General features: G+C 53.5%; 18 protein-coding genes. 15 read left to right on the forward strand and 3 right to left on the reverse strand.

Translation table 11 applies throughout. From position 1 onward, the window contains the following. Positions 1 to 4 precede the first annotated feature (4 nt). A complete protein-coding gene (rbsD, locus tag ACVV26_RS22240; RefSeq protein WP_474799389.1) occupies positions 5 to 424 on the reverse strand; it encodes a D-ribose pyranase in 420 nt (139 codons plus the stop codon). Between the two features lie 169 nt (positions 425 to 593). Beyond that, positions 594 to 2,462, reverse strand: coding sequence for a low affinity potassium transporter Kup (gene kup, locus ACVV26_RS22245; RefSeq protein ID WP_312984966.1), 1,869 nt, complete (start codon positions 2,460 to 2,462; stop codon positions 594 to 596). 344 nt (positions 2,463 to 2,806) lie between these two features. On the opposite strand from kup, the gene ravA reads away from it, so the two are divergent. Together ravA and viaA are read left to right on the forward strand one after the other, a co-directional pair. Continuing rightward, positions 2,807 to 4,300, forward strand: a complete 1,494-nt coding sequence (gene ravA, locus ACVV26_RS22250) for an ATPase RavA (RefSeq protein ID WP_474799390.1) — start codon at positions 2,807 to 2,809, stop codon at positions 4,298 to 4,300. Beyond that, positions 4,297 to 5,748, forward strand: a complete 1,452-nt coding sequence (viaA, locus tag ACVV26_RS22255; RefSeq protein WP_312984970.1) for an ATPase RavA stimulator ViaA — start codon at positions 4,297 to 4,299, stop codon at positions 5,746 to 5,748. The genes ravA and viaA overlap by 4 nt, the downstream gene beginning before the upstream one ends. A gap of 3 nt (positions 5,749 to 5,751) precedes the next feature. On the opposite strand, the gene asnA is transcribed toward viaA, so the two are convergent. Then, a complete protein-coding gene (gene asnA, locus ACVV26_RS22260; RefSeq protein ID WP_474799391.1) occupies positions 5,752 to 6,744 on the reverse strand; it encodes an aspartate--ammonia ligase in 993 nt (330 codons plus the stop codon). Between the two features lie 152 nt (positions 6,745 to 6,896). Here asnA and asnC point away from each other — a divergent pair, with 152 nt between their 5' ends. The 13 genes from asnC (at position 6,897) to ACVV26_RS22325 (ending at position 18,428) form a co-directional block, all read left to right on the forward strand. Next, the gene (gene asnC, locus ACVV26_RS22265) at positions 6,897 to 7,355 is read left to right on the forward strand and encodes a transcriptional regulator AsnC (RefSeq protein ID WP_125292920.1); all 459 of its coding nucleotides are present in this window, start codon (positions 6,897 to 6,899) and stop codon (positions 7,353 to 7,355) included. A gap of 170 nt (positions 7,356 to 7,525) precedes the next feature. Further along, positions 7,526 to 7,966: an FMN-binding protein MioC gene (gene mioC, locus ACVV26_RS22270; protein WP_474799392.1), complete on the forward strand. Its 441-nt coding sequence runs from the start codon at positions 7,526 to 7,528 to the stop codon at positions 7,964 to 7,966. Positions 7,967 to 8,345: 379 nt separating this feature from the next. Further along, positions 8,346 to 10,235: a tRNA uridine-5-carboxymethylaminomethyl(34) synthesis enzyme MnmG gene (gene mnmG, locus ACVV26_RS22275; RefSeq protein WP_474799394.1), complete on the forward strand. Its 1,890-nt coding sequence runs from the start codon at positions 8,346 to 8,348 to the stop codon at positions 10,233 to 10,235. 53 nt (positions 10,236 to 10,288) lie between these two features. Beyond that, a complete protein-coding gene (gene rsmG, locus ACVV26_RS22280) occupies positions 10,289 to 10,912 on the forward strand; it encodes a 16S rRNA (guanine(527)-N(7))-methyltransferase RsmG (protein WP_474801975.1) in 624 nt (207 codons plus the stop codon). Positions 10,913 to 11,524: 612 nt separating this feature from the next. Continuing rightward, complete coding sequence (atpI, locus tag ACVV26_RS22285; RefSeq protein WP_312984978.1) at positions 11,525 to 11,905, forward strand: F0F1 ATP synthase subunit I; 381 nt, start codon at positions 11,525 to 11,527, stop codon at positions 11,903 to 11,905. A gap of 8 nt (positions 11,906 to 11,913) precedes the next feature. Then, positions 11,914 to 12,732, forward strand: a complete 819-nt coding sequence (gene atpB, locus ACVV26_RS22290; protein ID WP_161658798.1) for a F0F1 ATP synthase subunit A — start codon at positions 11,914 to 11,916, stop codon at positions 12,730 to 12,732. Between the two features lie 50 nt (positions 12,733 to 12,782). After that, the gene (atpE, locus tag ACVV26_RS22295) at positions 12,783 to 13,022 is read left to right on the forward strand and encodes a F0F1 ATP synthase subunit C (protein ID WP_000429386.1); all 240 of its coding nucleotides are present in this window, start codon (positions 12,783 to 12,785) and stop codon (positions 13,020 to 13,022) included. A 70-nt stretch (positions 13,023 to 13,092) separates the two neighbouring features. Further along, positions 13,093 to 13,563, forward strand: coding sequence for a F0F1 ATP synthase subunit B (atpF, locus tag ACVV26_RS22300; protein ID WP_002435552.1), 471 nt, complete (start codon positions 13,093 to 13,095; stop codon positions 13,561 to 13,563). Positions 13,564 to 13,577: 14 nt separating this feature from the next. Beyond that, complete coding sequence (atpH, locus tag ACVV26_RS22305; protein ID WP_474799395.1) at positions 13,578 to 14,111, forward strand: F0F1 ATP synthase subunit delta; 534 nt, start codon at positions 13,578 to 13,580, stop codon at positions 14,109 to 14,111. A gap of 12 nt (positions 14,112 to 14,123) precedes the next feature. Next, positions 14,124 to 15,665 carry a F0F1 ATP synthase subunit alpha gene (atpA, locus tag ACVV26_RS22310; RefSeq protein ID WP_125292915.1) on the forward strand — a complete coding sequence of 514 codons (1,542 nt, stop codon included), beginning with the start codon at positions 14,124 to 14,126 and terminating at the stop codon, positions 15,663 to 15,665. Positions 15,666 to 15,715: 50 nt separating this feature from the next. Further along, positions 15,716 to 16,579: a F0F1 ATP synthase subunit gamma gene (gene atpG / locus ACVV26_RS22315; protein ID WP_312984982.1), complete on the forward strand. Its 864-nt coding sequence runs from the start codon at positions 15,716 to 15,718 to the stop codon at positions 16,577 to 16,579. A gap of 26 nt (positions 16,580 to 16,605) precedes the next feature. Further along, positions 16,606 to 17,988, forward strand: a complete 1,383-nt coding sequence (gene atpD, locus ACVV26_RS22320) for a F0F1 ATP synthase subunit beta (protein ID WP_125292913.1) — start codon at positions 16,606 to 16,608, stop codon at positions 17,986 to 17,988. A 20-nt stretch (positions 17,989 to 18,008) separates the two neighbouring features. Continuing rightward, positions 18,009 to 18,428: a F0F1 ATP synthase subunit epsilon gene (locus ACVV26_RS22325; RefSeq protein WP_043866215.1), complete on the forward strand. Its 420-nt coding sequence runs from the start codon at positions 18,009 to 18,011 to the stop codon at positions 18,426 to 18,428. The last annotated feature ends 203 nt before the right edge of the window (positions 18,429 to 18,631 follow it).

Consider the following 18,631-nt stretch of genomic DNA (forward strand, 5'->3'; position numbering starts at 1 on the left):
GGCCTCAGAAAGTTACGCCGGCACAGAGAATAATATTCGCATACGGGGAGCATTCCCCGCTGCGAATGACCGCCTGGCTACCAGCGGTGTTTACTTTGAACTGTTCATGCGTGATGTAACGAATTTCAATGGTATTTCCCTGGTGTTGTTGCAGTTGCTCAATATGGCTGAGCAACGTTTCGTGGAGCTGCGGATTGTGTTGTTTAATTTCCAGCGCAAGGATCGCCGCTTCAACCTGCATCTCGGTAGTCACCACATCCAACACCTGCATAAAGGTGGGGACGCCCTGAGTCAGTGCCAGGTCGACACGCTCAGTCGTTTTCGGGATGGGCAACCCGGCATCACACACAACAACCGTATCGGTATGACCGAGACGTGAGATGACCCGAGAGATGTCAGCATTTAAAACGGTGCCTTTTTTCATTTCTTTGCTCCACTAGCGAAACGTTTCGCTGACTGAAGTGTAGTAAAGAAGGCGAACAGGAAACAATCGGCGCGTTATAGAAATGTGATCGCCATCGAAACGTTTCGCTCGTTGTTGTTGCAGGACAGCAGAAAGAAAAACGCCCCTTCACAGAAGAGGCGTTGAGAAATTAAATTTCTACCTGAGTCCCGAGTTCGATAACCCGGTTAGGCGGGATTTCAAACTGATCGGGGGCGCGCAACGCGTTACGCTGCAACAGCAGGAACAGCTTGCCACGCAGGCGCAGATACCACGGGCGTTTACCGATAATCAGCGATTCATGGGACATAAAGAACGAGGTTTCCATCATCCGGCAACTCAGCCCTTCCAGCCCGCAGCGGTGAAACACCTCTTCCACGTTCGGCGTTTCGCGCCAGCCGTAACTGGCTACCACGCGCCAGAAAGTGGGTGATAGCTGTTCGATGGCTACGCGGCGTACATTGTGCACGTAAGGCGCATCTTCTGTACGCAGGGTCAGCAGGATCACACGTTCGTGCAGCACCTTATTGTGCTTGAGGTTATGCAGCATCGCGAACGGAATGACATTCAACGCCCTGGACATGTACACCGCCGTGCCCGGCACGCGCACCGGCGGGGATTTTTCCAGCGAGGCGATCATCGCTTCCAGGGAGTTGCCGTGCTCATGCATCCGGCGCAGCAGGCGAAAGCGCTCGCTTTTCCAGGTAGTCATGATGATAAACATCACCAGGCCTAACGTCAGCGGCAGCCAGCCGCCGGACAGCAGTTTCGACAGGTTAGCCGAGAACAGCGACACGTCGATGCACATAAACCCAACGAACATCACCCCAAGCAGGATTTTGCTCCAGTGCCAGTTTTTGTTGGCAACGGTGGTGAACAGAATTGAGGTCAAGACCATGGTGCCCGTTACCGCAATACCATAGGCTGCCGCCAGGTTACTGGAGTGTTCAAAGCTGACGATAACAATCACTACCGCGAAATAGAGCATCCAGTTAATGGCCGGAATATAAATCTGCCCGGACTCCATTTCTGAAGTGTGGATGATGCGCATCGGCGAAAGATAGCCCAGACGCACGGCCTGGCGCGTCAGGGAGAACACGCCGGAGATCACTGCCTGCGAGGCGATAACCGTCGCCAGGGTGGCGATAATCAGCAGTGGGATCAGCGCCCAGTCGGGAGCCAGTAAAAAGAACGGGTTCTTAATCGCTTCCGGCGTTTTCAGCAGCAACGCGCCCTGGCCGAAATAGTTCAGCACCAGCGAAGGCAGCACCACGCTAAACCACGCGATACGGATCGGCAGCTTACCGAAGTGGCCCATGTCGGCATACAGCGCCTCAACGCCAGTGATCGACAGCACCACCGCGCCCAGCGCGAAGAAAGAAACCGTCTTGTATTCCACGAAGAAATGCACCGCCCATATTGGGTTTAACGCGTGTAGCACTTCCGGATTGGCGATGATACTGCGCACACCCAATACCGCCAGAATCAAAAACCAGGCCAGCATAATCGGCGCGAACAGTTTGCCTACCATCCCGGTGCCATGTTTCTGGATCATAAACAGCAGGGTCAGGACGATAATCGACAGCGGCACAATATAAGGGTCGAGCGACGGCGCGGCGATTTCCAGGCCCTCGATGGCGGACATCACCGAAATGGCCGGTGTGATAACCACCTCGCCATAAAAGAAGCTGCCGCCGATCAGGCCCAGAATAACCAGCCAGGATGTCGCTTTGGCTGAGGTATTACGCCCCGCCAGCGACATTAGCGTCAGTATCCCACCTTCACCGGCGTTGTCGGCGCGCATCACGAAAGTCAGATATTTAATGGAAACTACTAAAATCAGCAGCCAAAAAATCAGGGAGAGGAAGCCAAAAACGGCATCCCGTTCTACGCCAAAACCAAACTGGCCGGAAAGGCATTCTCTTAACGTATAAAGTGGGCTGGTCCCGATATCGCCGTACACCACCCCGATTGCTGCAAGCGTTATCGCCGGCAGCGGTTGCTTATTATCAGCGCTCATAGACTAATCTTTTGTTAGAAAACAGTTGTGTGCTTAGTCCCTTGGCCCACAAAAAGCGCACAGTATGCACGATTAACGGCAAAATCGTACCCCTAAATAGAACCCAGCCTGTCCACGTCAAAAAAATACCCCTAAACTTCGTACTCCTTTTTGACGATAACCGACCTCATCACTTCGGATTAGCGAATTATCGTTGCATCACAATTTTCCTGAGTATGCGACAGAGATTAAAAAGTGGCGATTGACATACCTGGCGCGGGCCGCAGGGCTTGTCTCGCGACCAAAACTGCAGGTATATAATTGCATCTTAAGCCGTTTCCTCAGGGTAAGGACGCAAACTAATTATGGCTCAACCCCATTTGTTGGCTGAAAGAATTTCAAGGCTCGCATCCGCACTGGAAAAAGGGCTTTTCGAACGCAGCCACGCCATCCGTCTTTGCCTGCTGGCGGCATTAAGCGGCGAGAGCGTGTTTCTGTTAGGCCCGCCTGGCATCGCCAAAAGCCTGATTGCCCGCCGCCTGAAATTTGCTTTCGAACACGCCCGCGCTTTTGAATATCTGATGACCCGCTTTTCCACGCCTGAAGAAGTATTCGGCCCGCTATCTATCCAGGCGCTGAAGGATGAAGGACGTTATGAGCGGTTGACCCAGGGTTACCTTCCCGAAGCGGAGATCGTGTTCCTGGATGAGATCTGGAAAGCCGGGCCTGCCATCCTGAACACGCTGCTGACTGCCATTAACGAACGGCGCTTTCGTAACGGGGCGTTCGAAGTAAAAATCCCGATGCGCCTGCTGGTGGCGGCCTCTAACGAGCTGCCGGATGCGGATAACAGCCTGGAAGCGCTGTATGACCGCATGTTAATCCGGCTATGGCTGGATAAAGTTCAGGACAAAGGTAATTTCCGCTCGATGCTGGTAAACCAGCAGGACGAAAATGAAAATCCGGTGCCCGCCGCGCTGCAAATCAGTGATGAAGAATTTACCCAGTGGCAAAAAGATATCGGCAACGTCGCGCTGCCGGACGACGTCTTTGAGTTAATTTTTCTGCTGCGCCAGCAGTTGGAAAACCAGCCGCACGCGCCTTATGTTTCGGATCGTCGCTGGAAGAAAGCGATTCACCTGTTACAGGCCTGCGCGTTTTTCAGTGGTCGCAACGCCGTCGCACCCATCGATCTGATTTTGCTGAAAGACTGCCTGTGGCATGACGCCGCCGCCCGCAACCTAATGCAGCAGCAAATGGAAGTTTTGATGACCGGGCACGCGTGGCAACAGCAGGCGATGCTGACAAAGCTCGGCGCCATTCAGCAACGCCGGATGCAGCTGGAGCAGCAAAAGAGCGAGCAGAACGCCCTGACCGTGGTGAAGCAAAGCGGGATGTTCAGCCGCCGTCCCCAATACCATCTCCCGGACACGTTACAGGCAGCCGAACTGACGCTGCTGCTGCAAAAACCGCTTAAGCTCCACGATATGGAAGTGATTCATATTACCCTCAACCGCGAGCAGCTTGACCAGTGGCTGCAAAAAGGCGGGGAGATCCGCGGCAAACTCAACGGCATTGGCTTTGCGCAGATCCTCAATCTGGACGTGGACAGCGGCCAGCACCTGCAAATCCGTGATGTCAGCCTGCAGGGGAGCCGGCTGTCGTTGCCGGGCGCGCTGGCGGAAGGCATTCCGGCGGAAATTAAACAGCAGTTAGACGAGCTGGATAATGAATGGCACCAGCAGCACAGCCGTTTCAGCGACCAGCAAAAATGCCTGTTTATCCAGCCCGACTGGCTGGGACGTATTGAGGCCAGCTTACAGGACGTCGGCGCGCAGATTAAACAGGCGCGGCAATGATTACCCTGGATACGTTAAACACGATCCTGGCCATCAGCGAAGGGGAATTAATTGAAGAACTGATTATCGCGCTGCTGGCCTCGCCGCAGCTGGCGGTATTCTTCGAAAAGTACCCTAAGTTAAAGAAGGCGCTTCATGAGGATATTCCGCGCTGGCGGCAACAGTTAAAAAACCGGCTTCATGATGTGCCGGTGCCTGTGGAGCTGGCGCAGGAGGTGCAGTGCTATCAGCAGAGCCAACTGCTCTCCACGTCTCAGTTGCTGGTCCAACTGCCGCAAATCTTGTCCCGTCTTGAGCAGCTTAACTCGCCGTTTGCCGCCCAGGCGGCGCAGCTTACCCAAGCCAGCCCCACCTTTACGCCCGCACTGCATACCCTGTTTCTGCAACGCTGGCGATTAAGCCTGGTGGTGCAGGCCACCACCCTGAATCAGCAGTTGCTGGAAGATGAACGCGAACAGTTATTAAGCGAAGTGCAGGAGCGCATGACCCTCAGCGGCCAGCTGGAAAAAGTGCTGGTGGAAAACGATCATGCCGCAGGCCGGTTGTGGGATATGAGCGCCGGGCAGCTAAAGCGCGGCGACTATCAACTGATCGTCAAATACGGGGATTTTCTTGCCAGCCAGCCGGAGCTGGAAAAGCTCGCAGCGCAGCTGGGGCGTTCCAGGGAGGCCAAATCCGTCCCAAAGAAGGATTCTCCGATGGAGACCTTTCGCACTCTGGTGCGTGAACCGGCGACGGTTCCGGAACAAGTGGAAGGACTTCACCGCAGTGACGATATCCTGCGCCTGTTGCCGACGGAGCTTGCCACGCTGGGCATTACCGAACTGGAATATGAATTCTATCGGCGACTGGTGGAGCATGAACTGCTGACCTATCGGCTACAGGGTGAAGCCTGGCGGGAGCGCGTTACTGAACGGCCGGTGACGCATCAGGATGTCGACGAGCAACCACGCGGCCCGTTTATCGTCTGCGTGGATACGTCCGGTTCCATGGGCGGCTTTAATGAACAGTGTGCCAAAGCGTTTTGCCTGGCGCTGATGCGCATCGCCCTGGCGGACAGTCGACGCTGCTTTATTATGCTGTTTTCCACCGAAGTGGTGAGTTATGAGCTTTCCCGGCAGGACGGCATTGAGCAAGCCATTCGGTTTTTAAGTCAGCAGTTTCGCGGCGGCACCGATATAGCCAGCTGTTTCAGATCGATCATCGAAAGAATGCAGGGAAGCGTATGGCAGGATGCGGACGCGGTGGTGATCTCGGATTTTATCGCCCAGCGCTTGCCGGATGACGTGGTCGGCAAAGTGAAGACATTACAGCGAGTGCATCAGCACCGTTTCCATGCCGTGGCGATGTCGGCTCACGGCAAACCCGGCATCATGCGGATATTCGATCATATCTGGCGCTTTGATACCGGGATGCGTAGCCGCCTGCTGCGACGCTGGCGGCGTTAATCATTACAGCAGTTCGCTGACCTCAGCCTGAACATGGGCTGGCCATACGCCGCATTGAACCTGCCCAATGTGCGGCAGTTGCAGCATCAGCATGATGAGGCGCGACTGCCCGATACCGCCGCCGATGGTCTGCGGCATTTCACCGTTGAGCAGCGCCTGATGCCATTCCAGCGCCAGGCGATCTTCGTCACCCGTGATCGCCAGTTGGCGTTTCAGCGTATCGGCGTCCACGCGGATGCCCATTGAAGAGAGTTCAAACGCATCTTCCAGCACCGGGTTCCACACCAGAATATCGCCGTTAAGACCGGCAAAGCCGCCTTCGCTGGCCGTTGACCAGTCATCATAATCCGGCGCGCGGATATCGTGACGTTTACCGTCCGCCAGTTTGCCGCCGATGCCAATCAAAAATACCGCACCCAACTCTTTGGCAATGGCGCGCTCGCGGCCTTTAGCATCCAGATCCGGGAAGCGCTGTTGCAGGGTTTCGCTATGAACGAAGTGGATCTGCTCCGGCAGGAACGGTGTTAAGCCAAACTGCTCGCTTACTGCGGCTTCCGTGGCTTTCATAGCGGACCAGATAGCTTCTACGGTCTGCTTCAGGGTGCCGAGATGACGTTCACCATCGCCCATTACACGTTCCCAGTCCCACTGATCCACATACACAGAATGGATGGGCGACAGGCGATCTTCGTCCGGGCGCAGCGCTTTCATATGGGTGTAAAGCCCTTCACCGGCGCTGAAGTCATGCTGACCGAGGGTTTTACGTTTCCATTTTGCCAGCGAGTGCACGACTTCAAACTGCGCGTCCGGCAGGTTTTTTACGCGAACCTGAACGGCTTTTTCGCAGCCGGATAAGTTATCCTGGGTCCCGTCGCCGATGCGGCTCAGGATCGGTGCCTGAACTTCAATCAGGCCCAATTTTTCTTCGAGCTGGCGAGAGAAATGGGACTTCACGAAACTAATCTGACGCTGTTTTGCGATGTAAGCCGTTTTCATTATGTTTACTCCTGTCTGTCTGATAGCAAACATTTAGCAATAAAAAGGCCACACAATTCAATAATCATCAATAAAAAAGGCCAGACGGTTTTTAATTCGATAATTTAAAGGCCATAATGAGAGCGAATCGTCATTATCCATAAGGAAAACATATGGAAAATTATCAGATCGACAATCTGGATCGCGGCATCCTGGAAGCTTTAATGGCCAATGCGCGTACCGCTTATGCCGAACTGGCGAAACAATTCGGCGTCAGTCCGGGGACTATTCACGTGCGTGTCGAGAAAATGAAGCAGGCCGGAATTATCACCGGCGCGCGCATTGATATCAGCCCGAAGCAACTGGGTTATGACGTGTGTTGTTTTATCGGCATCATCCTGAAAAGCGCCAAAGACTACCCTTCCGCCCTGGCGAGACTGGAAAGCCTGGACGAGGTGACCGAAGCGTATTACACCACCGGCCACTACAGTATCTTTATTAAAGTGATGTGCCGATCCATCGATGCATTGCAGCAAGTACTTATCAACAAGATCCAAACAATTGATGAAATTCAGTCCACTGAGACGCTGATTTCCCTGCAAAACCCAATAATGCGCACAATTAAGCCCTGAGCGTAATAGCTATATATCAATAACTTACCTTAGAATATTTAACCGATCGCCGGGAATCCTCGCCAAAGCCTGCGATCGGCCCCTTACCTGCTATACCCATATTATCCACAGGTAGATCCCAGCCCCTTCACAGCGTACAATACGCGACGTTTTATAAAAGGCAGACGATCATGGCAGAAATTACCCTTATCAGCGGCAGTACCCTGGGCAGCGCGGAATACGTAGCTGAGCATCTGGCGGAAAAGCTGGAAGAAGCGGGTTTTACTACCGATACCCAACATGGCCCGATGCTTGAAGACCTGCAGGCTGGCGGGGTTTGGCTGATTGTGACCTCGACGCATGGCGCGGGAGATGTGCCGGATAATCTCGAACCTTTTTATACGGCAATAAAGGAACAGCGTCCTGACCTCAGTAATGTGCGTTATGGGGCAGTGGGTATCGGCAGTCGCGAGTACGACACCTTTTGTGGTGCAATCGAGAAAATCGACACGCTAATGACCGAATGTGGAGCCAAACGCATTGGCGATCTGCTGAAGATCAACGTGCACGATCACGAAATCCCAGAAGATCCGGCGGAGATTTGGCTGGGATCCTGGAAAAATTTACTCTAATTGCTGAAAAGATCGCCGGTTGGTTTGTGGATAAGTCTGCTCATAAGCTTGGAACAACCGGTAGTTATCCCAAGTATAACCTTTAGTCCGCCGTGGGCCTGTGTATAAACACCCATTCTGCACCCAGCTAATACCGTGTGGGATCACCGATCGTTAACAGCTAATGATCTCACTTAATGCCTTGATCTTCATTGGCGATCGGCAGTTATCCACAGATATCGGCGATCCTAATAAGAGATCATAGTAAAACAGATCTCTAAATAAAAAGATCTTCTTTTAAATACCAACGATCCTGACGCTTTCTCGAAAGGCTAAACTTGAGTAGAATCCACGCCCCGGGATCGAAAACCCATTTGCCACACCACGAGGTTTATCCACCATGTTTTATCCGGATCCTTTCGACGTCATTATCATTGGCGGGGGTCATGCAGGTACTGAGGCCGCGATGGCCGCAGCCCGTATGGGTCAACAGACCCTACTTTTGACACACAATATCGACACGCTGGGGCAGATGAGCTGCAACCCGGCGATCGGCGGTATTGGTAAAGGACATTTGGTTAAGGAAGTGGATGCCCTCGGCGGTCTGATGGCAACAGCGATCGACAAAGCCGGTATTCAGTTTAGGATACTAAACGCCAGCAAAGGCCCTGCCGTTCGCGCCACTCGAGCCCAGGCCGATCGCGTACTGTATCGCCAGGCGGTGCGTACCGCGCTGGAAAATCAACCGAACCTGATGATCTTCCAGCAAGCGGTGGAAGATCTGATAGTGGAAAACGATCGCGTTGTCGGCGCGGTGACCCAGATGGGCCTCAAGTTCCGCGCTAAAGCGGTGGTGTTAACCGTCGGGACATTCCTGGACGGCAAGATCCACATCGGGCTGGATAACTACAGCGGTGGCCGTGCAGGCGATCCGCCGTCGATTTCCCTGTCACGCCGTCTGCGTGAACTGCCGCTGCGCGTTAACCGCCTGAAAACCGGTACGCCGCCGCGTATTGACGCCCGCACCATTGATTTCAGCGTGCTGGCGCAGCAGCATGGCGATACGCCGCTGCCGGTGTTCTCGTTTATGGGCGATGTCAGCCAGCATCCGCAGCAGGTGCCGTGCTATATCACCTATACCAACGAAAAAACCCATGACGTGATCCGCGCCAACCTCGATCGCAGCCCGATGTATGCTGGGGTGATCGAAGGTATCGGCCCGCGCTACTGCCCGTCCATCGAAGATAAAGTGATGCGCTTTGCCGATCGCAACCAGCATCAGATCTTCCTGGAGCCGGAAGGCCTCACGTCAAACGAAATTTACCCGAACGGGATTTCCACCAGCCTGCCGTTTGATGTGCAGATGCAAATCGTGCGCTCAATGCGGGGCATGGAGAACGCCAAAATCGTCCGTCCGGGTTACGCCATTGAGTATGATTTCTTTGACCCGCGCGATTTGAAACCGACCCTGGAGAGCAAATATATCCAGGGCCTGTTCTTTGCCGGGCAAATCAACGGCACCACCGGCTACGAAGAAGCTGCCGCGCAGGGTCTGCTGGCAGGCCTGAATGCCGGTCGCTTCTCTGCCGAGAAAGAGGGCTGGGCGCCGCGTCGCGATCAGGCTTACCTCGGCGTGCTGGTGGACGATCTGTGCACGCTGGGCACCAAAGAACCGTACCGCATGTTTACCTCCCGTGCCGAATATCGCCTGATGCTGCGTGAAGATAACGCCGATCTGCGTCTGACCGAAGCGGGCCGCGAGCTGGGCCTGGTGGACGATGCCCGCTGGGCGCGCTTCAACCAGAAGCGTGAGAATATCGAACTGGAACGCCAGCGCCTGCGCGGCATCTGGATGGCACCGTCTTCGGAAGGCGTGCAGGAGATCAACGCCCAGCTGGCCTCGCCGTTGTCTCGTGAAGTCAGCGGTGAAGATCTGCTGCGCCGCCCGGAAATGACGTACCCGCAGTTGGTAAACCTGACCCCGTTCGCGCCAGGCCTTGATGACGCTCAGGCCGCCGAGCAGGTGGAAATCCAGGTTAAATACGAGGGATACATCGCTCGCCAGCAGGACGAGATCGAGAAACAGCAGCGCAATGAAAACACGCTGCTGCCTGCAACCCTGGATTACCGCCAGGTGTCCGGCTTGTCGAACGAAGTGATCGCCAAACTTAACGATCACAAACCGTCGTCCATTGGACAGGCGTCGCGCATTTCAGGCATCACGCCTGCCGCCATCTCCATTTTGCTGGTATGGCTTAAAAAACAGGGGTTACTGCGCCGCAGCGCGTAACCGGACGTTAAATTCGGGCCAGCCTTATGCTGGCCCTTTTCATGGATATCGTTGTGCTGAATAAACTCACGCGTTTGCTGGATGCCGCCGCCATCACGCTGACCGACCACCAGAAACAGCAACTGCTGGCCTATGTCGGCATGCTGGATAAGTGGAATAAAGCCTATAACCTGACTTCCGTGCGCGATCCGGCGGAAATGTTGGTGCGCCATATTCTCGACAGCATCGTGGTCGCCCCGCACCTTGAAGGCGAGCGCTTTATCGATGTGGGTACTGGCCCCGGTTTGCCGGGCATCCCGTTGTCGATCGTCTGCCCGGATAAGCATTTCACTCTGCTGGATAGCCTGGGTAAACGGGTACGCTTTTTGCGCCAGGTGCAGCATGAGCTGAAGCTGGAGAATATCGCACCGGTGCAAAGCCGCGTTGAAGCATTTCCGGCAGAACCGCCGTTTGACGGCGTGATCAGCCGCGCGTTCGCGTCGCTGACCGACATGGTGAACTGGTGCCAACATCTGCCTGCGCCGCACGGGCGCTTTTATGCCCTGAAAGGCCTGCGTCCAGATGATGAAATCGCGGCGCTGCCGGCAGGATTCGAGGTGGAAAAGGTCGTGGCGCTAAACGTACCGGGCCTTGAAGGCGAACGCCATTTGGTTATGATTAAGCCAAACAAATTTTAAGAATTGTAAAAAATAGTAGAAAAAGTGCGATTGCTAAATTGTTAAACGCCGCCTGTCATTCTCGTAATGAATGACAGGAAATTTAACCCTTTTTTTACCAGGGCAATGAACAGGGCAGGGGAGAGGCGGTTAAATCCGTTTTAAAATAATCAACCCCGAAAATATCAGCCTGCTAAAAATCCTCCTGATGGCGTATCCGTGTTTGTTAAAACATCTGTTGATATGTCAATGAAAGGTTTTGATGGTGTATGGACTGATTTTAAAAAACTCTCGGCTAATACTATTAATTTTCAATAAGATGCATTTTCGGGTTTCATATCTGATACAGAATATTTGTTGGTTAAATTGTTTATTGTGTGATCTCCTGCACGCTTTAGAACAAGGTCTTTGCGGTTATTCCGGTTTTTTGGAGAACATAGCGCGTTTAATAAAAACTTTAAAAATGCGCGGGTCGAAATTTATTTAAACATTTATTCACCTTTTCGCTACTTATTGTTTGAAATCACGAGGCCGCACCGTATAATTTGACCGCTTTTTGATGCTTGACTCCGAGCCTTAAAGAACGTTTTATACGACACGCGACATACCTCTTAGGGAGCAGGAGTAAACGTAATGTTTGTGTCGCTCTTTAGTGTCAATGTGGCTCGCAAGCTTCTGTTCATTCAGTTACTGGCAATAATGGCGATGGGATTGCTGTTTTGCTTCAAAGACCCCAGTTGGGGCGCGTCCGCCGTTGGCGGAGGCTTGGCAGTGTGGCTGCCAAACGCATTGTTTATGATTTTTGCCTGGCGTCACCAGGCGCAGACACCCGCAAAAGGCCGAGTGGCCTGGTCGTTCGCCGTTGGCGAAGTGTTTAAGGTGCTTGCGACATTCGCACTTTTAGTGGTGGCGTTAGCGTACTTCCACGCGGTATTTTTTCCGCTGATAGTGACGTGGGTTTCGGTGCTGGTTGTGCAAATACTGGCACCAGCTGTAATCAACAACAAAGGGTAAGAGGCATCATGTCTGCAGGAGAACTCTCTTCACCACAGGAGTACATAGGTCACCATCTGAATAACCTTCAGCTTGACCTGCGTACCTTCTCACTGGTGGATCCGCAAAACCCCCCGGCTACCTTCTGGACGCTCAACATAGACTCCATGTTCTTCTCGGTGGTTCTGGGTCTGTTGTTCCTGGTTCTGTTCCGTCGTGTGGCCAAACATGCCACCAGCGGCGTACCGGGTAAATTCCAGACAGCGGTCGAGCTGATTGTCGGTTTCGTACATGGAAGCGTAAAAGACATGTACCACGGCAAGAGCAAAGTTATCGCTCCGCTGGCCCTGACGATTTTCGTCTGGGTATTCCTGATGAACCTGATGGATTTGCTGCCAATCGACCTGCTGCCATACATTGCTGAACATGTACTGGGTCTGCCGGCGATGCGCGTGGTGCCGTCTGCTGACGTGAACATCACCCTGTCCATGGCGCTTGGCGTGTTTATCCTGATTTTGTTCTACAGCATCAAAATGAAAGGCATTGGCGGCTTCGCTAAAGAGCTGACGCTACAGCCGTTCAATCACTGGGCATTCATTCCTGTCAACTTAATCCTTGAAGGTGTGAGCCTGCTGTCCAAACCGGTTTCTCTCGGTCTGCGACTGTTCGGCAACATGTATGCCGGTGAGCTGATTTTCATTCTGATTGCTGGTCTGTTGCCGTGGTGGTCGCAGTGGTTGTTGAATGTGCCATGGGCCATTTTCCACATCCTGATCATTACGCTGCAAGCCTTCATTTTCATGGTTCTGACGATTGTCTATCTGTCGATGGCATCTGAAGAGCATTGATTTTTTAAACAACACTACTGCGTTTTAACTGAAACAAACTGGAGACTGTCATGGAAAACCTGAATATGGATCTGCTGTACATGGCTGCCGCTGTGATGATGGGTCTTGCGGCAATCGGTGCTGCGATCGGTATCGGCATCCTCGGGGGTAAATTTCTGGAAGGCGCCGCGCGTCAGCCTGATCTGATTCCTCTGCTGCGTACTCAGTTCTTTATCGTAATGGGTCTGGTGGACGCAATCCCGATGATCGCTGTAGGTCTGGGTCTGTACGTGATGTTCGCCGTCGCGTAGTGAGCGTTGCTTTACTTGTTAAGTAAATTAAGCAATATCAGAACGTTAACTAGATAAGAGGCATTGTGCTGTGAATCTTAACGCAACAATCCTCGGCCAGGCCATCGCGTTTGTCCTGTTCGTTCTGTTCTGCATGAAGTATGTATGGCCGCCAATTATGGCTGCCATCGAAAAACGTCAAAAAGAAATTGCTGACGGTCTTGCTTCTGCTGAACGAGCTAAAAAGGATTTGGACCTTGCACAGGCCAATGCGACCGACCAGCTGAAAAAAGCGAAAGCTGAAGCTCAGGTAATCATCGAGCAGGCGAACAAACGCCGTGCGCAGATCCTGGACGAAGCGAAAGCGGAAGCCGAACAGGAACGTACCAAAATCGTGGCGCAGGCTCAGGCAGAAATCGACGCTGAGCGTAAACGCGCTCGTGAAGAGCTGCGTAAGCAGGTGGCTATGCTGGCCGTTGCTGGCGCCGAGAAGATCATCGAACGTTCCGTGGATGAAGCTGCTAACAGCGACATCGTGGATAAACTTGTCGCTGAACTGTAAGGAGGGAGGGGCTGATGTCTGAATTTGTAACGGTAGCTCGCCCCTACGCCAAAGCAGCTTTTGACTTTGCCGTCGAAAACCAAAGCGTAGACCGTTGGCAGGACATGCTGGCGTTTGCCGCTGAGGTGACTAAAAACGAACAAATGGCAGAGCTTCTCTCTGGCGCACTGGCGCCGGAAACGCTCGCTGAGTCGTTTATCGCAGTATGTGGTGACCAGCTCGACGCTCATGGCCAGAACCTGATTAAGGTAATGGCTGATAATGGGCGTCTGAAGGTTCTCCCTGATGTTCTTGAGCAATTTATTCGTTTACGTGAGGCCCGTGAGGCCACCGTTGAAGTGGAAGTCACTTCCGCTACTGCGCTTAGCGAAGAACAGCTCGAGAAAATCAGTGTCGCGATGGAAAAACGTCTGTCACGCAAAGTGAAGCTGAATTGCAAAATCGATAAGTCTGTAGTGGCAGGCGTAATCATCCGAGCGGGTGATATGGTCATTGATGGCAGCGTACGCGGCCGTCTTGAACGCCTTGCAGACGTCTTGCAGTCTTAAGGGGACTGGAGCATGCAACTGAATTCCACCGAAATCAGCGAACTGATCAAGCAGCGCATTGCTCAGTTCAGTGTTGTGAGTGAAGCTCACAACGAAGGTACTATTGTTTCTGTAAGTGACGGTGTTATCCGTATCCACGGCCTGGCCGATGTGATGCAGGGTGAGATGATCTCCCTGCCGGGTAACCGTTACGCTATCGCACTGAACCTCGAGCGCGACTCTGTGGGTGCGGTGGTGATGGGTCCGTACGCTGACCTCGCCGAAGGTATGAAGGTGAAGTGTACTGGCCGTATTCTTGAAGTTCCGGTTGGCCGTGGCCTGCTGGGTCGTGTGGTGAACACCCTGGGTGCGCCTATCGACGGTAAAGGTCCGGTTGAGCACGACGGCTTCTCCGCTGTTGAAGCGATTGCACCGGGCGTTATCGAACGTCAATCCGTAGACCAGCCTGTACAGACCGGTTATAAGTCCGTTGACGCCATGATCCCAATCGGTCGTGGTCAGCGTGAACTGATCATCGGCGACCGTCAGACCGGTAAAACCGCACTGGCTATCGACGCCATCATCAACCAGCGTGATTCCGGCATCAAATGCGTCTACGTTGCGATCGGACAGAAAGCGTCCACTATCGCTAACGTGGTGCGTAAGCTGGAAGAACACGGTGCGCTGTCTAACACCATCGTAGTGGTTGCGACCGCGTCTGAATCCGCTGCGCTGCAATACCTGGCACCCTATGCCGGTTGCGCAATGGGCGAATACTTCCGTGACCGCGGCGAAGATGCGCTGATCATTTATGATGATCTGTCCAAACAGGCCGTTGCTTACCGTCAGATCTCCCTGCTGCTGCGCCGTCCGCCTGGACGTGAAGCATTCCCGGGCGACGTATTCTACCTCCACTCTCGTCTGCTGGAGCGTGCATCCCGCGTTAACGCGGAATACGTTGAAGCCTTCACCAAAGGTGAAGTCAAAGGTCAAACCGGTTCACTGACTGCACTGCCGATTATCGAAACCCAGGCGGGTGACGTTTCTGCGTTCGTTCCGACCAACGTAATCTCCATTACCGATGGTCAGATCTTCCTGGAAACCAACCTGTTCAACTCCGGTATTCGTCCGGCGGTTAACCCGGGTATTTCCGTATCTCGTGTAGGTGGCGCAGCGCAGACCAAAATCATCAAGAAACTGTCCGGTGGTATTCGTACCGCGCTGGCGCAGTACCGTGAACTGGCGGCGTTCTCTCAGTTTGCATCCGACCTTGATGATGCCACCCGTAAACAGCTGAGCCACGGTCAGAAAGTGACCGAGCTTCTGAAACAGAAACAGTATGCGCCGATGTCCGTTGCGCAGCAGGCTCTGGTGCTGTTCGCGGCAGAACGCGGTTACCTCGAAGATGTGGAACTGGCGAAAATCGGTAGCTTCGAAGCCGCTCTGCTGGCTTACGTCGACCGTGATCACGCTCCGCTGATGCAAGAAATCAACCAGACCGGTGGCTATAACGATGAGATCGAAGGCAAGCTGAAAGGCATCCTCGACTCTTTCAAAGCAACCCAGTCCTGGTAACGTCTGGCGGCTTGTCTTAGGACAGGCCGCAAGGCATTGAGGAGAAGCTCATGGCCGGCGCAAAAGAGATACGTAGTAAGATCGCAAGCGTCCAGAACACGCAGAAGATCACTAAAGCGATGGAGATGGTCGCCGCTTCCAAAATGCGTAAATCGCAGGAAAGAATGGCTGCCAGCCGTCCTTACGCAGATACCATGCGCAAAGTGATTGGTCACCTTGCTCACGGTAATCTGGAATATAAGCACCCTTACCTGGAAGAACGCGACGTTAAGCGCGTGGGCTACCTGGTGGTGTCGACGGACCGTGGTCTGTGCGGTGGCTTGAACATTAACCTGTTCAAAAAACTGCTGGCGGAAATGAAAGCATGGTCAGATAAGGGCGTTCAGAGCGATATCGCGATGATCGGCTCTAAAGGCGTGTCGTTCTTTAATTCCGTTGGCGGAAACATCGTGGCTCAGGTAACAGGCATGGGGGATAACCCTTCCCTGTCTGAACTGATCGGCCCGGTAAAAGTGATGTTGCAGGCCTATGATGAAGGGCGTCTGGACAAGCTTTTTATCGTCAATAACAAATTTATCAATACCATGTCTCAGGTTCCGACCATCACGCAACTGCTGCCATTGCCAGCGGATGATGATGAGGAATTAAAACGCAAGTCCTGGGATTACCTGTACGAACCCGATCCGAAAGCGCTGCTGGATACCCTCCTGCGTCGTTATGTGGAATCTCAGGTTTATCAGGGCGTGGTAGAAAACCTGGCCAGCGAGCAGGCCGCACGTATGGTGGCGATGAAAGCCGCTACCGACAATGGCGGCAGCCTGATTAAAGAGCTGCAGTTGGTATACAACAAAGCTCGTCAGGCCAGCATTACTCAGGAACTCACCGAAATCGTCGGTGGTGCATCCGCGGTATAACCAGGTTAATTCGTAGAGGATTCAAGATGGCTACTGGAAAAATTGTCCAGGTAATCGGCGCCGTAGTTGACGTCGAATTCCCTCAGGATGCCGTACCGCGCGTGTACGATGCTCTTGAGGTGCAAAATGGTGATGAGCGTCTGGTGCTGGAAGTGCAGCAGCAGCTCGGCGGCGGTATCGTGCGTACCATCGCAATGGGTTCTTCCGACGGCCTGCGTCGTGGTCTGACTGTTGCAGACCTTGAGCACCCGATCGAAGTCCCGGTAGGTAAAGCGACCCTGGGCCGTATCATGAACGTGCTGGGTCAGCCGATCGATATGAAAGGCGACATCGGTGAAGAAGAGCGTTGGGCGATCCACCGCGCGGCACCGTCCTATGAAGAGCTGTCCAGCTCTCAGGAACTTCTGGAAACCGGCATCAAAGTAATCGACCTGATGTGTCCGTTCGCGAAGGGCGGTAAAGTCGGTCTGTTCGGTGGTGCGGGCGTAGGTAAAACCGTAAACATGATGGAGCTGATCCGTAACATCGCGATCGAGCACTCCGGTTATTCTGTGTTTGCGGGCGTGGGTGAGCGTACTCGTGAGGGTAACGACTTCTACCACGAAATGACCGATTCCAACGTTCTGGATAAAGTATCCCTGGTTTACGGCCAGATGAACGAGCCGCCGGGAAACCGTCTGCGCGTTGCGCTGACTGGCCTGACCATGGCTGAGAAATTCCGTGACGAAGGCCGTGACGTTCTGCTGTTCGTGGATAACATCTACCGTTATACCCTGGCCGGTACTGAAGTATCTGCACTGCTGGGCCGTATGCCTTCTGCGGTAGGTTATCAGCCGACGCTGGCGGAAGAGATGGGCGTTCTGCAGGAACGTATCACCTCCACTAAAACCGGTTCTATCACGTCCGTACAGGCGGTATACGTACCTGCGGATGACTTGACTGACCCGTCACCAGCCACCACCTTTGCGCACCTTGACGCAACCGTGGTACTGAGCCGTCAGATCGCGTCTCTGGGTATCTACCCTGCGGTTGACCCGCTGGATTCCACCAGCCGTCAGTTGGACCCGCTGGTTGTTGGCCAGGAACACTACGACACCGCGCGTGGCGTTCAGTCCATCCTGCAGCGTTACCAGGAACTGAAAGACATCATCGCCATCCTCGGTATGGACGAACTGTCTGAAGAAGACAAACTGGTGGTAGCACGCGCGCGTAAGATCCAGCGCTTCCTGTCCCAGCCGTTCTTCGTGGCAGAAGTGTTTACCGGTTCTCCGGGCAAATACGTATCGCTGAAAGACACCATCCGTGGCTTTAAAGGCATCATGGAAGGCGAATACGATCACCTGCCGGAGCAGGCGTTCTACATGGTTGGCTCCATCGACGAAGCCGTGGAAAAAGCCAAAAAACTTTAACGCCTTAATCGGAGGGTGATATGGCAATGACTTACCACCTGGATGTCGTCAGCGCTGAACAGCAAATGTTCACAGGGCTGGTGGAAAAAATCCAGGTTACGGGTAGTGAAGGTGAACTGGGGATTTACCCGGGCCACGCTCCACTGCTCACCGCCATTAAGCCTGGTATGATCCGCATCGTGAAGCAGCACGGTCATGAAGAGTTTATTTATCTCTCCGGCGGCATTCTTGAAGTGCAACCGGGCAACGTGACTGTGCTGGCAGATACCGCGATTCGCGGTCAGGACCTCGACGAAGCGCGAGCCCTGGAAGCGAAGCGTAAGGCAGAAGAGCACATTCGTAACTCTCACGGCGACGTGGATTACGCTCAGGCTTCTGCTGAACTGGCTAAAGCGATTGCCAAACTGCGCGTTATCGAGTTAACCAAAAAAGCGATGTAACACCGGCTTGAAAGCTAAAATGCCAGTCATATGACTGGCATTTTTTTTGCCCGTTACGGTGTTGCCGGCAATGCGATTCTCGATCATCGCTTTATTATCACCTGTTTGGGTGGTTTCCTTCCTGCTATTGCCATTTACAGTAAATTAATCCGAACAGTAATCTGCGAAAAATCCGCTATTCTTTGCCGGGAGAATCCAAATAT

Source organism: Atlantibacter sp. MEI4A-1023, from assembly GCF_056155425.1.

Bases quoted from the DNA above. Each gene is read 5' to 3' on its own strand.
- atpI (WP_312984978.1), top strand. From the start codon at position 11,525: ATGTTTGTGTCGCTCTTTAGTGTCAATGTGGCTCGCAAGCTTCTGTTC.
- atpD (WP_125292913.1), top strand. From the start codon at position 16,606: ATGGCTACTGGAAAAATTGTCCAGGTAATCGGCGCCGTAGTTGACGTC.
- kup (WP_312984966.1), bottom strand. From the start codon at position 2,462: ATGAGCGCTGATAATAAGCAACCGCTGCCGGCGATAACGCTTGCAGCA.
- ACVV26_RS22325 (WP_043866215.1), top strand. From the start codon at position 18,009: ATGGCAATGACTTACCACCTGGATGTCGTCAGCGCTGAACAGCAAATG.
- asnA (WP_474799391.1), bottom strand. From the start codon at position 6,744: ATGAAAACGGCTTACATCGCAAAACAGCGTCAGATTAGTTTCGTGAAG.
- viaA (WP_312984970.1), top strand. From the start codon at position 4,297: ATGATTACCCTGGATACGTTAAACACGATCCTGGCCATCAGCGAAGGG.
- mioC (WP_474799392.1), top strand. From the start codon at position 7,526: ATGGCAGAAATTACCCTTATCAGCGGCAGTACCCTGGGCAGCGCGGAA.
- rbsD (WP_474799389.1), bottom strand. From the start codon at position 424: ATGAAAAAAGGCACCGTTTTAAATGCTGACATCTCTCGGGTCATCTCA.
- atpA (WP_125292915.1), top strand. From the start codon at position 14,124: ATGCAACTGAATTCCACCGAAATCAGCGAACTGATCAAGCAGCGCATT.
- atpB (WP_161658798.1), top strand. From the start codon at position 11,914: ATGTCTGCAGGAGAACTCTCTTCACCACAGGAGTACATAGGTCACCAT.
- mnmG (WP_474799394.1), top strand. From the start codon at position 8,346: ATGTTTTATCCGGATCCTTTCGACGTCATTATCATTGGCGGGGGTCAT.
- asnC (WP_125292920.1), top strand. From the start codon at position 6,897: ATGGAAAATTATCAGATCGACAATCTGGATCGCGGCATCCTGGAAGCT.
- ravA (WP_474799390.1), top strand. From the start codon at position 2,807: ATGGCTCAACCCCATTTGTTGGCTGAAAGAATTTCAAGGCTCGCATCC.
- atpH (WP_474799395.1), top strand. From the start codon at position 13,578: ATGTCTGAATTTGTAACGGTAGCTCGCCCCTACGCCAAAGCAGCTTTT.
- atpG (WP_312984982.1), top strand. From the start codon at position 15,716: ATGGCCGGCGCAAAAGAGATACGTAGTAAGATCGCAAGCGTCCAGAAC.
- atpE (WP_000429386.1), top strand. From the start codon at position 12,783: ATGGAAAACCTGAATATGGATCTGCTGTACATGGCTGCCGCTGTGATG.